Source organism: Streptomyces sp. NPDC127114 (genome assembly GCF_042677525.1).
In the GTDB taxonomy this organism is placed as follows: Bacteria; Actinomycetota; Actinomycetes; order Streptomycetales; family Streptomycetaceae; genus Streptomyces.
This window is the reverse complement of the sequence record NZ_JBHXTJ010000014.1, coordinates 65828-78994: the sequence shown is the minus strand read 5'-3', so window position 1 is coordinate 78994 and position 13167 is coordinate 65828. Positions and strand designations below refer to the sequence as shown.

The window sequence follows — 13167 nt, the reverse complement described above, 5'->3', positions numbered from 1 at the left end:
GCTGGTCGGCGTGGCTGGTCGGAGAGGAGCGCTCTACGGCCAGATGGCGCACGGATCGCGCGCCGGAGCAGCGGGCGTGGGCGGGGTGGCCGATGCTGGGCGTCGGACCGCCTGTCGCACCTGCGGGCGTTCATCGCCGCACCTGAGGAGGCAAGACGTGCCCGTTTCCGCCCTCGGAGCCCGCACTCGTCGGCGTGTCGTCCGGCGAGCGGTCGCCGCGGCCGTGGTGGCCGGGGCCGTGCTGACCGGTACGGCGGCGGCGCCCGGCGTCGCCGGCGGACCTCCGCCCGTCGGCCATGGCCCTCACGACGAGGCGCTTCGGCGCGCCCTGGCCGAGCTGGTCGCCGCGCCGGGCGGGCCGCCCGGAGCGATCGCCGTGCTCACCTGGGACGGCATGCGGCGGGTCTACCGGGCCGGCACGGCCGAGGTGGGGACCGGGCGCCCGCCGCGGGCCGGGGACCACATGCGCATCGCGAGTGCGGCCAAGGCGTTCAGCGGGGCGGTGGCCCTCAGTCTCGTGGACCGGCGTGCGCTGGCGCTCCACGAGACGATCGGCGAGCGGCTTCCCCACCTCCCCGTGGCCTGGCACGCGGTGACCCTGCGCCAGCTCCTCCAGCACACCAGCGGTCTTCCGGACTTCAGCCGGAGCAAGGCGTTCCAGGACATCGTCCGCGCCGATCCCCGGCACCACTTCGAGTCCCGCCGGCTGCTGGATTTCGTGGCCGACCAGGGCCTCGCCTTCACGCCGGGAAGCCGCTACGCCTATTCGAACTCGGACAACATCGCGGTCGCCCTGATGGCCGAGCAGGCCACGGGACGGCCGTACGAGTCGCTGCTGCGCGAACTGGTCTACCGGCCGCTCGGCCTTCGCGAGACCAGCCTGCCGCAGGGCTACCGGCTGCCCCGCCCGTACCTGCACGGCTACGGCACGGCCCCGGGTGAGCCGCCGGAGGACGTCAGCGAGGCGGTCAGCGCGTCCGGCGCCTGGGCCTCGGGCGGCATCGTCTCGACCCCGGCCGACCTCTCCGCCTTCATCGGCGGCTACGCGGGCCCCGGGCTGCTGACCCCGGCCACCCGCCGTGCCCAGCAGGACTTCCTGCCGGGCGGCGCCTCCGAGCCCGCCGGTCCCGGGACCAACTCGGCCGGGCTCGCGTTGTTCCGGTACGACACCCGATGCGGGACCGTCCTCGGCCACACCGGCAACACCCCTGGCTACACCCAGTTCGCCGCGGCGACTCCCGACGGCAGGCGCACGGTCACGGTCTCCGTGACCAGCCAGGTCCCGCTCGACCCGGCGCTGCTCGCCCGGCTGCGGGCGACCGAGGAGAAGTTCGTGTGTGCCTTGCTGGAGCACGGGCGGCCCTGAGGAGGGCCGGGCGCGGGCAAACGGCCGGGCGCGAAAGGGCAGCCGGGCCAGCGGGCCAGCGGGCCAGCGGGCCAGCGGGCCAGCGGGCCAGCGATAACGGCTGAAATTAGCCCGGGCTGGGGTGAACAGGCGCCTACGCGCTGGTAACTTGCGGGAGTTGATCAAGGTCGAGGCCCTTCACGGAGCCGTCGGCCCGCGCCACCCCCCAACCTAGGAACCACATTGGCAAGCCGCACCATCCGCACGATGGCCCTTCCCCTCGCCCTCTCCGCCCTCCTGCTGTCCGCCGCTCCGGCCGCCGCCGACGCTCCCACCCCGCACCTGGACGCGGTGGAACAGACCCTGCGTCAGGTCTCGCCGGGCCTGGAGGGCTCCGTCTGGGAGCGCACGGCGGGCAACCGGCTGGGCGCATCCGCTCCTGGCGCCTCGGACTGGCTGCTCCAGACGCCCGGCTGCTGGGGCGATCCCACCTGCGCCGACCGCGCGGGCTCCCGGCGCCTGCTGGAGAAGGTCCGCGAGGACATCGCGAACGCCCGGCACAGCGTGGAGATATCCACGCTGGCACCGTTCCCCAACGGCGGCTTTCAGGACGCGATCGTGGCGGGCCTGAAGGAGGCGACGCAGAAGGGCAACCGGCTCCAGGTCCGCATCCTGGTCGGCGCCGCGCCGGTCTACCACGCCAACGTGATTCCGTCCTCGTACCGCGACGAGCTGGTGAAGAAGCTCGGCCCCGCGGCGGCGAGCGTCACCCTCAACGTGGCCTCGATGACGACGTCGAAGACGGGCTTCTCCTGGAACCACTCCAAGCTGGTGGTGGTGGACGGGAGTTCGGTGATCACCGGCGGCATCAACAGCTGGAAGGACGACTACCTCGACACCTCCCACCCGGTGAACGACGTCGACCTCGCGCTGTCCGGCCCGGCGGCGGGCTCCGCCGGCCGCTACCTCGACACGCTGTGGGACTGGACGTGCCGCAACAAGAGCAGCTGGACCACCGTCTGGTTCGCCTCCTCCAACGGTGCGGGATGCATGCCCACGCTGCCCCGCCCCGCCGCCCCTGCCGACGGAGGCGACATCCCCGCTCTTGCGGTGGGCGGCCTCGGTGTCGGCATCCGGAAGAACGACCCGTCCTCGTCGTTCAAGCCCGTCCTGCCGACGGCCTCCGACACCACCTGCGGGTTCGGGGTCCACGACTACACCAACGCGGACCGCGACTACGACACGGTCAACCCGGAGGAGAGCGCCCTGCGGGCACTGGTCGCGAGCGCGACCGAGCACATCGAGATCTCACAGCAGGACCTGAACGCCACCTGCCCGCCGCTGCCCCGCTACGACATCCGGCTCTACGACACCCTCGCCGCGAAACTCGCCGCAGGCGTGAAGGTACGCATCGTCGTCAGCGACCCGGCCAACCGGGGCGCCCTCGGCAGCGACGGCTACTCGCAGATCAAGTCGCTGTCCGAGGTGAGCGACGCCCTGCGAGGCCGCCTCAAGGCCCTGACCGGTGACGAGCCGAAGGCGAGGGCCGCGATGTGCCGGAACCTCCAGCTGGCGTCCTTCCGCGCCTCGGACAAGCCGACGTGGGCGGACGGCAAGCCGTACGCCCAGCACCACAAGCTGGTCTCGGTGGACGACTCGGCCTTCTACATCGGCTCGAAGAACCTGTACCCCTCCGGCCTCCAGGACTTCGGCTACGTGATCGAAAGCCCCACCGCCGCACGCCAGCTGACGGACGGGCTGCTCGCCCCGCAGTGGAAGTACTCGCAGGCGACTGCGACGTACGACTACGAGCGCGGCGTCTGCCAGCCCTGACACCCCTCCGACACCTCGGGCCGGCCCGTACGCCGGCCCGAGGTACAAGGCCCGGCGCCCTCCACGGCTGCGACGCCGGTGGCGCGCCTGCCTGACCGCATGTCTGCTCAGGCAGGCGGATGTGGCGCCAGAAGCGCAAGATCTTCGCCGAACCCCACCACCAGCCGCCCGTCAGCCGCCATCTGGTGAGCCCGCCCGTCGACACCTCGGATGCGTGTGGCACGCTGCGACGCATGGATGGCAACGACCTGGTCAGCACACAGACGCCGCTGCGCCGCATCACCGATCCGGAGGAGGCTCTCGCGCTGCTGGAGCGTGCTGTCCCTGGACTGACCGACCTGCGGCGGCCGGCGCGGGCAGTGATCGACTGGATCGGGTTCGAGCAGGGCCTGGGCACCCCACTTCCCTCGGATTTCAAGTACCTCGCGGAGTGGTACCCGACCTTCGACATCGGTGGCTTCCTCCTGGTCCGGCTTCCTGAACCGGGCATGGAGGACAGCATTCTGCAAGGCACACGTGACACCCTCGACGTGCTCGCCCAAGCCTGGCTGGAACCCCGTCTCGGCTTCCTCACCCACCCCGCTCCCGGTGGGCTGCTCCCCTGGAGCGAGTCGTGCGACAGCGACAAGTTCATGTGGAGCACGACAGGGCCGACTCCGCAGGACTGGGTCGTCACCGTCGCTTCTCGCGGCGGGGCGTGGTGGCACTACGAAGGCGGCGCAGTCCAGTTCCTCGCGGAGTACTGCACGGGAGCCGTGGAACCCTGGGGGTTGCCGCTGCTCGATCTGGCAGTCCCCCCGAGCTGATCCGCTCGTCGGCAGCGAATGATCGCGCCAAAAGGAACGACGCCCAAAAGGCGTTTGTCCTGGCGAAGGTGTTCGTCAGGCCAATCGAGGATGATGGCTGAGTGTTGGTCAAGGTAGAGGCAGTGCAGCGGGCCCAGCAGGGGGCCATGTTCGTCCGAGTGCACTCGGCAGTGGGCACTGCCGAGGTGCTCTGGCAGGGGACGCCCCAGGCTGTGGGGCGAGACCATCACGTCGAGTGGACCGTGGATGAGGACATCGTCTGGACGGAGAACACCCGACCATGCACTGATGGAAGGCCTGAACTGCGGGAAGACGGTGGCCGCATCGTCTTTCGAGGACGGCTGAGTCTCGACGCGGACGGAGTGGCGGTCCTGGACGTGGGCGGATCGGTGATCCTGTTCGATCTTGCCGACCCGCCCCTGCCGGACGGTGTCGACGGGTCGTGGGTCGAGGTCCGCGTGGCAGCCGACAACGTCACGGTCTGGCCCTACGAGGCTTGACCGAGGTGAGCGGTCACCCGCTCGACGACCCAGCGCCCCAGGAACGTCTACTGCTTCGATCTCGTCTATGGCCGCGAGCAAAAGGCAGTGAGCGAGGCCTTCCTCCACAACTGGACCGACATCACTGATACGTGGCGGGAGGACCCACTCCGGCGCGAAATCGCCGATGCCTTCATCTGGCGGCCTCCAGCGCGCAGGACCGTCCTCCCTGGATGACCGTAACCCGCAGGCCTACACGCCCCTGCCAGGTGGCCGGGTTCACCGCCATGACCAGGCCCCGGCTGTGCCAGTCGTTGCGGAGCACGTACGGATCTGCAGATCGACGCGTGAGCCCGTGCGGCCTATCGCGCGAAGATCGAGCAGACCGTCAGAACGGCCGCGCCGATCAAGGCTTAGGGAGCAACAGCCGACCGAGAAACCGCGGAGCCGCGTCTTCAGGCGCCGACGGGGCTGCCGCTTCGGCGGTCCTCAGCAGTTCCCCGTCCTCGTCGTAGAGCTCGAGGCTGAACCGCAGGCCGAACCGGGTCACCAGCGCTGCCAGGTCCTCGAACCGGGCAGGATCGACCACTCCGTGGAGGAGCGTGTCCTCCTCCGTCGGGTCGATCTCCAGGCGGCACCAGCCGGTCTCGACCTCGTACGAGTCCCACGACATCGATCTGGAGCTCCAGCCGGAACCGACGAACCGCTCGGCCAGCGACGAGGCACTCGCGTCCTGGGCCAGGCTGCCGTACACGTTGTCGTCGAGCTCAAGCCAGACGGGATCGAGCGGCCGGCCCTCATCGGATAGGTCCACCGCTGCGCCGGCTACGCGCCGCGCCGTACGCGGGCGGCCTTGCGGGCTTCGGCCGTGCGGCGGGCCTCGGCGGACTTGCGGGACTCGTTCTTGGCGCGGCCGGGTTTTCCGGGCACGGTGCCCATGCCGCGGAAGGGGGCGTTGCCGCGGCGGTCGCGGCCCGCGCCGTCGGGGGTGACGGAGGGGGTCCTGGCTCCGGTGATGCGGCGCAGTTCGGGGTCGCCGGGGTGGGTCCTGGTGATCCTGGGGCGGATGCCCGCGTCCGTGAGGAGTCGCGCCATGTCGCGGCGCTGGTCGGGCAGGACCAGGGTGACGACGCTTCCCGAGGCCCCGGCCCGTGCCGTGCGGCCGCCGCGGTGGAGGTAGTCCTTGGGGTCGGTGGGCGGGTCGACGTTGACGACGAGGTCGAGGGCGTCGACGTGGATGCCGCGGGCCGCGACGTTCGTCGCCACCAGGACGTCGACCGCCCCGCTCCTGAAACGGTCAAGGGTGTCGGTGCGCTGGGGCTGGGACTTGCCGCCGTGCAGGGCGGCGGCCCGTACGCCGCTGGCCACGAGGTGCCGGGTGAAGCGGTCGACGGCGTGCTTGGTGTCCAGGAACATGATCACCCGCCCGTCCCTCGCGGCGATCTCCGTGGCGGTGGCGAATTTGTCGGCACCGTGGACGTGGAGCACGTGGTGCTCGACGGTGGAGCCGGTCTCCCCGGCGGGGTCGGCGGCGTGGACCACCGGGTCGCGCAGGTACCGGCGGACCAGGAGTTCGACGTCCTGGTCCAGCGTGGCCGAGAACAGCATCCGCTGGCCGCCGGGCCGCACCTGGTCGAGCAGTTCGGTCACCTGGGGCAGGAACCCCATGTCGGCCATCTGGTCGGCCTCGTCGAGGACCGCGATGTCCACCTGGTCCAGGCGGCAGGCCCTGCGTTCCACGAGGTCCCTGAGGCGGCCCGGGGTGGCGACGAGGACCTCGGCCCCGGCCCGCAGCTCGCCCGCCTGCCGGCCCGACTGCAGGCCGCCGACGACCGTGGCGAGGCGCAGTTTCAGGGCCTGCGCGTACGGAGCGAGCTCCTCGGACACCTGCTGGGCCAGCTCGCGCGTCGGGACGAGGATCAGGGCGAGCGGCTTCTTCGCGTCGGCGCGCCGGCCGGCCGTGCGCGCGAGGAGCGGGAGCCCGAACGCGAGGGTCTTGCCGGAACCCGTACGTCCCCGGCCGAGCACGTCACGGCCCGCGAGGGCGCTGGGCAGGGTGGCGGCCTGGATCGGGAACGGGGCTGTGACGCCTTGGCGGGCCAGTGTCGTCAGGACCGCTCCGGGCAGCTCCATGTCGTCGAAGCGCTCCGCGGCCGGGAGCGGGGATGTGCCGGTGTCGCCGGTGAGATCGGCGAGGCCGGTGAGATCTCCCGTACGGGCCGAGGGGTTCATGGGTGCCGTGCCTTCGTCGAGGGGATGCCCACCAAGGAAAACACGGCGGGGCTCGGCCGGTCGAATCCCCTGGATCATGCTGCGGCGAGCGGTGTCCTGGCCGGTCAGGGCCAGGGGGCGTGCTCGCGTACGGCGCCCCCGGCTGTACGGCCGGCTCGGCGCGATGCGCCGGGCAGAGCGCGGCACGGTGGCTCTGGCGCTGGGAGAGGAAGTCGGGAAGGCTGGCCCGCATGATCTCGGTACTGCAGAACGTGGCGATCGACTGTGCGGACCCCTACGAGCTGGCCCGCTTCTGGAGCGCGGTGACCGGCCGTCCGCTCGATCCGGACAGCGCACCCGGTGACCGGGAGACCCAGGTGCTGCTGGGCGAGGGCCCCGTTCTGTACTTCAACCAGGTACCCGAGACGAAGACGACCAAGAACCGGATCCACCTGTGCCTCCGCCCTGACACCTCACGGGATCAGGAGGTGGAGCGGCTCCTCGGGCTCGGCGCCACCCTCGTGAACGACCTCCGCAACGACGACGGCTCGGGCTGGGCGGTCCTCGCCGACCCCGAGGGCAACGAGTTCTGCGTGCTCCGCAGCGACTCCGACCGGGCCGCCATGAGCCTCTGACGTCCGAATCCACGCGGTTACGTCCCCCGCGGCTCCGCCCCCGTGTGCTCCGCGCCGTGCGGCTCGACCGGGCCGCGTCGGCGGGCTCGTACCCATCGCACCAGGCGCGTGATGCCGTAGCCGAGCAGCCAGGGCAGCACCGTGATGGCCCCGACGTACACCGCCAGGTAGCCGAGGAAGTCGGCCAGGTGGGGCGGCAGCTCCTTCGCGCCGTCCACCCGCACCGGGCGCTCCCATCGGCTCAGCGGGAAGATCATGACGATCGCCGACGTCACCACCGGGTACAGCGGGACCAGCACCGACCACCACCGGCGTCGCGGACCGGGCCCGGAGCCGCACCACACCCCCAGCAGCAGCATGGTGAACGGCCCGAACAACACCCACAGCACCGCCGGAAAGAGCAGCAGCACCCACCACTCGTCGGAGTACCCGAACATCATCAGCGCCCCCCAGCTGAAGTCGCCCGCCCCCCGGCGGGCTCCTCCCCGTCCCGTACCAGCGTCGTCGCGTCCCCCCACAGCCAAGCACGGCCCGGTCGAGAACGGCAGCGATATTCGACGGGCCGGGCTCGGCACCTGATGCGGTGGTGTACGGGCGTCAGTCCGCGTCGCGCGGGTCGAACGACTCCGTGTCGACCGTCAGCCGCTCGGGAAACGCGCCGGCGACGGCGTCCCACCGGACGAACTTGAAGTCGGTGCCTTCGCGGTCGCCGTCGGCAGGCGCGGCCTCGCCGTCGTGGGTGACCAGCATGCCCTTCGGGAAGGCCCGGCCCAGGGGCACGTTGACCACCGTGGAGCCGTCGGAGTGCTGCACCCCGTCGACCGCGCCGTCGGCGAGGCGGAAAGAGCCGACGTAGTCGTTGTCCCCGTCGCGCTCGTACACGGCGAAGGTGTTGTCGCCCTGGCTGGAGGCGAGGACGTACCCGGTGCCGTCCTGCGCGTGGTAGACCGTGACGCCCTCGGCGTCGGCGCTCAGGTGCTCACCGCCGAAGCCGGGGTCGCCGGCAGTGTCGAGGACGCATTCCTCCTCCTCGGCGTCGTACGTCCAGGGCGTGCCGTACTCGCGGACGCGGTCGACCAGCTGGGGGTCCTCGAACTCCGCGTCGTCCAGGTCGATGCGCCACAGGCCGACGCGCTCCTGCGCGGCGTACAGCACGTGCTCCTCCTGGTCGACGGCCATGCCCTCGACCTGGGGCCGTTCGCCGGGGTCCGCGCAGGGCGTCCAGTCCTGGCCGTTCGGCAGGGTGAAGGTGGTGGGCAGGTCGAGGGTGTCCTCGGTGCCGTAGCCGACGCGCCCGTCGCGGTCCTTCAGACGCAGCAGCCGCAGGCGGGTCTCCTCGCGTCGCGACACCACCACGTAGGCCTCGTCGTCGTCGCTGAAGGCGGCCAGGCCGTAGGAGGTGCGCTGGTCGTCCACCTCGGCCTCGTCGGCGGCGAAGACCGGCGGCGCGGCGGGGTCGGTAACGTCCCTCAGCGGCGGCCGGCCCTCGGCGACGGCGCGCGGGTCGATCGCGTAGGCGCGGACGCGGTCGCGGCCGCGGTCGCTGACGAGGGCGAGGTCCGTCTTGCGGCCGCCCAGCTCGAAGCCGTAGACGATGTCGACGTTGTTGAAGCGGCCCGGCTTGGCGTCCTCTCCGGGGGCTTGGGGCGCGGCGACGTGCTGGAGGCGGCGGCCGTCGAGCCCGTAGACGTCCAGGCCGGCCTCCTTCAGCGTGCCGATCACGATGCTGCGACCCCGGTTCGCGGGGTCGACCCAGACGGCCGGGTCGTCGGCGTCGGCGTTGCCGCCCGCCTCGTCGTCGTAGACGGCGGGGGTCTCCACCGTGGCGGTGAGGGTCACAGGCGCCGCGGGGCCGGTCGTCAGGGCGAACGCGGTGGTCAACGCGGTCAGCGTGCTGAGAGCGAATGCGCTCACGTTACTCCTCGGTAAGAGTGTGGTCGCGGTGAACCTACGAGTGATCTTCGAGTGACCGGCGACCTGGTTCGTACGCGAGGGTGAACGGCCCTTGAACCCTCGCCCTGCCGCTCGCTCGCGACGGCCCGGCCGCGGGCTCCACCCGGGCGAGCTCCCGGGGCCTCAACCGGGCGGGCGGTGACGTGCCGCGCCGTGAGCCCGGCAACGGGACATGCCCGGCCGCCTGAGGTATGCCTTTCGCATGGACCCCCACCGAAGCGCCTTCTTCCCCCGCCTCACCCGGCGTGGCGGAAAGCTGCTGCCGGCCGTGCCCTTCGTGCTGATCGCGGCGGTGACGGTGGTGGACGTCCTGGTGCCTCCCGAGGTCCACCTCGGGCCGTTCCTGATCGCCGCGCCCGCGGTGACGGCTTCGTTCGCGGGGCCGCGGATGACGGCGTTCGTGGGGGCGGTCGCGGTTCTCGCCCAGTCGGTGGTGGCGGTCGCGCGGACGAGCCTCACGGATCTCAACCACACCTACCAGATCGTCGCGCTGGTCCTGATCTCGGTCATCGCGACCTTCTTCGCCCATCTGCGCGAGCGGGACGAGGGCAGGGTGACGCGGCTGCGCTCCATCGCCCACGCCGCCCAGAGCGTCGTCCTGCGACCGCTCCCCCACCGGGCCGGGCCGCTGCGCATCGCCTCGGTCTACCTGGCGGCCGAGGAGGAGGCGCAGATGGGAGGCGATCTGTACGCGGCGGCCCGTACGGCGTCGGGGACCCGGCTGCTGATCGGCGACGCCAGGGGCAAGGGGCTAGACGCGATCAGCGAGGCGTCGCTGGTCCTGGGCGCCTTCCGGGTCACGGCCGGGCGGGAGCGGGAGCTGCCGGAGCTGGTCAGGCACCTGGAGGCGGGCGTCGGTTCGGCCGAGGTCAACGGTGCGACGGGGGCGGGCCCAGGTGCGGGACCGGGTGCCGAGGAGGTGGACGACCACACGGACGAGGCCTTCGTCACCGCGGTCGTCCTGGACATCCCCGACGGTGAGCCGGTGGTCCGGTTCGTGAACTGCGGTCACCCGCCGCCGCTGCTCCTCAGAGAGGGCCGGGTGATCTCGCTCGACGCGGCCGGGGCGAGCCCTCCGCTGGGTCTGTCCGACGTCCTGTCCCCCGACGTGACGGTGGAGACCTTCCCCTTCGGCGTCGGGGACGTGCTGCTGCTGTACACGGACGGGGTCGTCGAGGCCCGGGACCGCTCGCGCGCGTTCTACCCGCTGACGGAACGGCTCACGGCCTGTGCCTGGGACGATCCGCAGACCTTGCTCGACGGGCTGCGCGCCGATCTCCAGGCGTACGCGGGCGGTCATCTCGGCGACGACGCGGCCCTCGTCGCGGTCGAGCGGCTCGCGGCGGGGCCGTAGGGGTCAAGAAAACGCCCACGGCCCCGGTGGTCCCGACGGTTCCTCGGCCGCCGTGCGCTCAGGGCTTGGCAGCGCGCAGGTCCTTGAGGGCCTTGCCGACGGGGATGAGGCCGTCGCCGCCGGGCTTCATCTGCTTCGGGTCCACGGGCAGGGTCTTGGTGACGGGGGCGGTGTCGAGCGGAAGGGCTTCGGTGACGTTGCCGACGCCTCCGGCGTGCGCGGGGGCGGCGATGGCGACGCCGGTGAGGGTGAGCATGGCGGCAGTGACGATCTTGTTCATGTCTGGAGGAACGATCGGCTCCGGTCCGGGTCACGCGCGGAGGGACGCCGTGGCCGTCCTGCGGTGCCTGAGGTTGACGGCGGCCGCCCTGGCGAGGGCGAGGGGGCTGAGGAAGCGCATCGGGCCGATGAGGCGGGACGCGAAGAGGAACATGTGGCGTGCCATCGCCGCGTCGCGCGCCGCCGCCGAGAACATCAGCTGTTCGCCGGGGTTGAAGGGGCGGGCGGTCTTCGCGAAGTCGACGGCCAGCTTCTGGTGTCCGGTCAGCCGGCGGCGGTGCGTGCGGGCGTACGCCGCGAGCGAGGTGTCCAGGTCGCCGTGGCCGGTCACGGCGGAGGCGACCGCCTCTGCCAGCCACTGCGCGGACTGCAGGGCCCACCCGCAGCCCACGCCCCACAACGGGTCGCCCGTCAGGGCGGCGTCGCCGACCAGCGCGAGGCCCGGCGCGGTCGGTTCGCGGGTGAGCAGCGGGTAGTCGACCGTTCCGATGATCTTCGTGACGCGCTCGGCGGAGTCGACGGGGGGCGCTTCGGGCAGGCCGCGGACGAAGTCCAGGAAGCTGCCCTCCAGGTCTTCCCGGAAGGCCGGCAGCCGCTTCTTGTCCGGGAGGACCGCGACGACCGTCACGCCGTCGTCGTTGGGGAACGCGTACGCCATGTCGGGTTCGAGGAACCAGGCGTGGGCGATCCCGTCGCGCAGCGGAAGGTCGCGGAAGTGCGCGAGGTAGCCGAACCGCGCGTTCTCGTGCCGCCGGACGGGCACCTCGGCGTACTTCGCCACGGCCGAGTCCTTGCCGTCGGCGCCGACGACGAGGCGGGCCCGGATCTCCCGGTCGTCGCCTTCGGGCGTCCTCGTCCGCACTCCCACGGTCCGGCCGTTCTCCCGGAGCAGTCCGGTCACCTGGTGGCCGAGGAGCAGGTCGACGCCGGGCGTCCGGGCAGCGTGGGACCTGATGAGCGGGTCGAGGGTGCTGCGCCGGATGTTGTAGCCGTAGGGGAGTTCGGGGCCGGAGGGCGCGGCGCGGGGTTCGATCCAGCCCCAACGGGTGTACCAGCGGGCCTCGTTGCGCACGGCTCCCGCCTCTTCCAGGGCGGGGACGAGGCCGAGTTCGTCGAGCACCGGGTAGGCGTTGGCGGTGAGGGAGTGGGTGCACAGCACCTTGTACGCGTCGGGGTCCGAGCGGCGTTCCAGCAGGGCGACGCGGGCGCCGCGGCGGGCGAGCAGGATCGCCGCGGCGCTGCCGGCGAGGCTCGCTCCGCCGATGACGACGTCGTAGTCGTGTCCCGCGCTCTCGGGCTTGGTCATGCGCTGATCGTCCCCTTCGGGTTCACGTGCCGTTCGTGGGAGTGATGCAGTGCAACTGGTGTCAGGGGCATGACGGATTGTCAAGGGTCCGGAGGCCGGGTGACGGTGTTCGGGACAGCCGCCACCCGGCGGTCGTCGCGGCCCGGCGCCGCTCAGGCGCCGCCCTGCTCGAAGGTCCGGAGCAGGTCGGCTGCGACGCTGACCGCGATCGTGGCGGGTTCCTTGCCGGTGATCCCGGCCGTACCGATCGGGGTCTTGATCCGGTCGATGGTGGCGTCGTCGTGGCCGCCCTCGGCGGCCAGGCGCTGCCGGAAGCGCGACCATTTGGCGGCCGAGCCGATCAGTCCGATCGTGCCGAGGCCGCTGGTGCGCAGGGCCGCGTCGCACAGGGCGGCGTCCTCGGCGTGGTCGTGGGTCATGATCAGGACGTGGGTGCCGGGGGCCAGCTCGGCGAGCACCTCCTCCGGGAGCAGCGGCGTGTGGTGCACGCGGACCTGCGCCACCGCGTCGGCGAGCAGGACGCCGAGCCGTTCGTCGGTGAGCATGTCGGGGCGGCTGTCGACCAGGTGCAGGTCGAGGTCGTGGCGGGCGAGGATGCGGGCCAGCTCGAGGCCGACGTGTCCGACGCCGAAGACCGCGACCGCGGGGACCACCGGCAGCGGTTCGAGGAGCACGGTGACGGCTCCGCCGCAGCACTGCACGCCGTGCCGGCCGGTGACCTTGTCGTTGAGGGCGAACTCCATCAGCTCGGGTTCCGCGCCGGCCGTGCCGGTCAGTTCGCGGGCCCGGTCGACGGCCACGGCCTCGATGTTGCCGCCGCCGATCGAGCCCCAGGTCCCGGTCCGCCCCACGACGAGCTTGGCACCGGCCCTGCGGGGCGCGTGGCCGCGCACGGTCGCGACGGTCACCAGCACGCCGGGCTCCCGGCGTGCTCGCAACCGCGCGACCGCGTCGACCCAGGTCATG

At 72.1% G+C, this 13167-nt stretch carries 13 protein-coding genes; 6 read left to right on the top strand and 7 right to left on the bottom strand.

Going from position 1 to position 13167, the window contains the following annotated elements; translation table 11 throughout:
- Window positions 1–157: 157 nt before the first annotated feature.
- The 4 genes from ACFVGS_RS16860 to ACFVGS_RS16845 all read left to right on the top strand — a co-directional run bounded on the left by ACFVGS_RS16860 (window position 158) and on the right by ACFVGS_RS16845 (window position 4484).
- The gene (locus ACFVGS_RS16860; RefSeq protein WP_385692859.1) at window positions 158–1366 is read left to right on the top strand and encodes a serine hydrolase domain-containing protein; all 1209 of its coding nucleotides are present in this window, start codon (window positions 158–160) and stop codon (window positions 1364–1366) included.
- 246 nt (window positions 1367–1612) lie between these two features.
- Entirely contained in the window at window positions 1613–3178 is a 1566-nt protein-coding gene (locus tag ACFVGS_RS16855; RefSeq protein WP_385692858.1) for a phospholipase D-like domain-containing protein, read from the top strand.
- Between the two features lie 119 nt (window positions 3179–3297).
- Complete coding sequence (locus ACFVGS_RS16850; RefSeq protein WP_385692857.1) at window positions 3298–3984, top strand: SMI1/KNR4 family protein; 687 nt, start codon at window positions 3298–3300, stop codon at window positions 3982–3984.
- A 101-nt stretch (window positions 3985–4085) separates the two neighbouring features.
- A complete protein-coding gene (locus tag ACFVGS_RS16845) occupies window positions 4086–4484 on the top strand; it encodes a hypothetical protein (protein WP_385692856.1) in 399 nt (132 codons plus the stop codon).
- Between the two features lie 385 nt (window positions 4485–4869).
- Here the strand turns inward: ACFVGS_RS16845 and ACFVGS_RS16840 are convergent, their stop codons facing one another.
- Together ACFVGS_RS16840 and ACFVGS_RS16835 are read right to left on the bottom strand one after the other, a co-directional pair.
- Window positions 4870–5277, bottom strand: a complete 408-nt coding sequence (locus ACFVGS_RS16840) for a hypothetical protein (RefSeq protein ID WP_385692855.1) — start codon at window positions 5275–5277, stop codon at window positions 4870–4872.
- A gap of 11 nt (window positions 5278–5288) precedes the next feature.
- Window positions 5289–6695, bottom strand: a complete 1407-nt coding sequence (locus ACFVGS_RS16835) for a DEAD/DEAH box helicase (RefSeq protein WP_385692854.1) — start codon at window positions 6693–6695, stop codon at window positions 5289–5291.
- Between the two features lie 230 nt (window positions 6696–6925).
- On the opposite strand from ACFVGS_RS16835, the gene ACFVGS_RS16830 reads away from it, so the two are divergent.
- Window positions 6926–7309: a VOC family protein gene (locus ACFVGS_RS16830; protein ID WP_385692853.1), complete on the top strand. Its 384-nt coding sequence runs from the start codon at window positions 6926–6928 to the stop codon at window positions 7307–7309.
- 17 nt (window positions 7310–7326) lie between these two features.
- Here ACFVGS_RS16830 and ACFVGS_RS16825 read toward each other — a convergent pair whose 3' ends face one another.
- On the bottom strand, window positions 7327–7749 hold the full coding sequence (locus tag ACFVGS_RS16825) for a hypothetical protein (RefSeq protein ID WP_384406636.1): 423 nt from the start codon (window positions 7747–7749) through the stop codon (window positions 7327–7329).
- A 157-nt stretch (window positions 7750–7906) separates the two neighbouring features.
- Window positions 7907–9223 carry a phytase gene (locus ACFVGS_RS16820; protein ID WP_385692852.1) on the bottom strand — a complete coding sequence of 439 codons (1317 nt, stop codon included), beginning with the start codon at window positions 9221–9223 and terminating at the stop codon, window positions 7907–7909.
- A gap of 241 nt (window positions 9224–9464) precedes the next feature.
- On the opposite strand from ACFVGS_RS16820, the gene ACFVGS_RS16815 reads away from it, so the two are divergent.
- Entirely contained in the window at window positions 9465–10616 is a 1152-nt protein-coding gene (locus ACFVGS_RS16815) for a PP2C family protein-serine/threonine phosphatase (protein ID WP_385692851.1), read from the top strand.
- Window positions 10617–10674: 58 nt separating this feature from the next.
- Here ACFVGS_RS16815 and ACFVGS_RS16810 read toward each other — a convergent pair whose 3' ends face one another.
- From ACFVGS_RS16810 to xdhC, 3 genes are all read right to left on the bottom strand, one after another.
- Window positions 10675–10896 (bottom strand): hypothetical protein, encoded by a 222-nt coding sequence (locus ACFVGS_RS16810; RefSeq protein ID WP_384406642.1) that lies wholly within the window; start codon window positions 10894–10896, stop codon window positions 10675–10677.
- 30 nt (window positions 10897–10926) lie between these two features.
- Window positions 10927–12201, bottom strand: coding sequence for an NAD(P)/FAD-dependent oxidoreductase (locus ACFVGS_RS16805; protein ID WP_385692850.1), 1275 nt, complete (start codon window positions 12199–12201; stop codon window positions 10927–10929).
- A 152-nt stretch (window positions 12202–12353) separates the two neighbouring features.
- A complete protein-coding gene (xdhC, locus tag ACFVGS_RS16800; RefSeq protein ID WP_385692929.1) occupies window positions 12354–13166 on the bottom strand; it encodes a xanthine dehydrogenase accessory protein XdhC in 813 nt (270 codons plus the stop codon).
- Between the last annotated feature and the right edge of the window lies 1 nt (window position 13167).

Bases quoted from the DNA above. Each gene is read 5' to 3' on its own strand.
- ACFVGS_RS16855 (WP_385692858.1), top strand. From the start codon at position 1,613: ATGGCCCTTCCCCTCGCCCTCTCCGCCCTCCTGCTGTCCGCCGCTCCG.
- ACFVGS_RS16850 (WP_385692857.1), top strand. From the start codon at position 3,298: ATGTGGCGCCAGAAGCGCAAGATCTTCGCCGAACCCCACCACCAGCCG.
- ACFVGS_RS16835 (WP_385692854.1), bottom strand. From the start codon at position 6,695: ATGAACCCCTCGGCCCGTACGGGAGATCTCACCGGCCTCGCCGATCTC.
- ACFVGS_RS16830 (WP_385692853.1), top strand. From the start codon at position 6,926: ATGATCTCGGTACTGCAGAACGTGGCGATCGACTGTGCGGACCCCTAC.
- ACFVGS_RS16825 (WP_384406636.1), bottom strand. From the start codon at position 7,749: ATGATGTTCGGGTACTCCGACGAGTGGTGGGTGCTGCTGCTCTTTCCG.
- ACFVGS_RS16815 (WP_385692851.1), top strand. From the start codon at position 9,465: ATGGACCCCCACCGAAGCGCCTTCTTCCCCCGCCTCACCCGGCGTGGC.
- ACFVGS_RS16810 (WP_384406642.1), bottom strand. From the start codon at position 10,896: ATGAACAAGATCGTCACTGCCGCCATGCTCACCCTCACCGGCGTCGCC.
- ACFVGS_RS16805 (WP_385692850.1), bottom strand. From the start codon at position 12,201: ATGACCAAGCCCGAGAGCGCGGGACACGACTACGACGTCGTCATCGGC.
- xdhC (WP_385692929.1), bottom strand. From the start codon at position 13,166: ATGACCTGGGTCGACGCGGTCGCGCGGTTGCGAGCACGCCGGGAGCCC.